Below are 1,155 nucleotides of genomic sequence, written 5' to 3'. Positions count from 1 at the left end.
CCGCACCCCCTTTTTGTGGAGGCGCTGCACCAAAAGGACTATGTGGAGTATCTTCTGGACTTTCTGATGGAGGATGGCAGAGAGGAACAAAAAACATGGATTGCAGAACACCTAACAAAAATCATGGATTTGGAAAGGAGAAACAAGGAAATGGCAGAGAAACCCACCAACCGGGAGCGATTGCGGGAAATCACCGAGGGCATTGAGCAGAACATCAAGGAACTGTTTGAGAGCGAAAAGTATATGCGCTATCTGTCGGTGATGTCCCGGTTCCACCGCTACTCGGTCAATAATACCATGCTGATCTATATGCAGAAGCCGGACGCGACCCTTGTGGCTGGCTATAACAAGTGGAAGAATCAGTTTGAGCGCCATGTGAAGAAGGGCGAGCGCGGCATTACCATCATTGCGCCCACCCCCTATAAGAAGAAAATCGAGGAGCAGAAGCTGGACCCGGACACCCACGCGCCAATGCTGGACGCAAACGGCAGGGTGGTCATGGAGGAAAAAGAGGTGGAAATCCCGCTGTTCCGTCCGGTGAAGGTGTTTGATGTGAGCCAGACGGACGGAAAGCCCCTGCCCTCCCTGGCGGCGGACCTGTTCGGGAATGTCCGGCACTTTGAGGCGTTTATGGAGGCGCTGAAACGCTCCGCCCCGGTTCCCCTTGCGTTTGAGGAAATGGACGCTGATACGGATGGGTATTTTTCTTCCATTGAGCAGCGCATCGCCATCCGCCAGGGCATGAGCGAGGTGCAGACGGTTTCCGCCGCTGTCCATGAGATCGCCCACAGCAAGCTGCACAACTTTGATGTGCCGGACAACCCGGACGCGCCCTTGTATCAGGAAGTGGAGCTGTTTGGACAGCCAGCCCTGTTCTCCAATGAGCGGATTGCCGCAGACGATCTGCCGGACGGACTGTTTTGTTATGACCTGCGCGGTTCCGATGATGACCCCGGCGCGCCGGTTGCGGTCGAGGAACGGGTTATCGTCAACCACGCCGGTTCCGTCATAACCGCAAAGCCGCTGGAACTGCCGGAGCAAGGGTATCTCCCCCTGACCGATGAATCCGGCCTGGACTTTAACGGCGGCGAAAAGACCGCCCAGCGGTTTTTGCAGGACCATAAAAAGGACCGGCGCACTGAGGAGGTGGAGGCC

At 56.3% G+C, this 1,155-nt stretch carries 1 protein-coding gene; it reads left to right on the top strand.

The genetic code is table 11. The annotated features are described in order from the left end of the window. A partial coding sequence (locus C814_RS21045) for an LPD28 domain-containing protein (RefSeq protein ID WP_016317478.1) occupies nucleotides 1-1,155 on the top strand: 1,155 nt, incomplete at both ends.

The sequence above is a fragment of the Anaerotruncus sp. G3(2012) genome (assembly GCF_000403395.2).
Lineage (GTDB): Bacteria > Bacillota > Clostridia > Oscillospirales > Ruminococcaceae > Anaerotruncus.
This window is presented reverse-complemented; position numbering and strand designations above follow the sequence as displayed.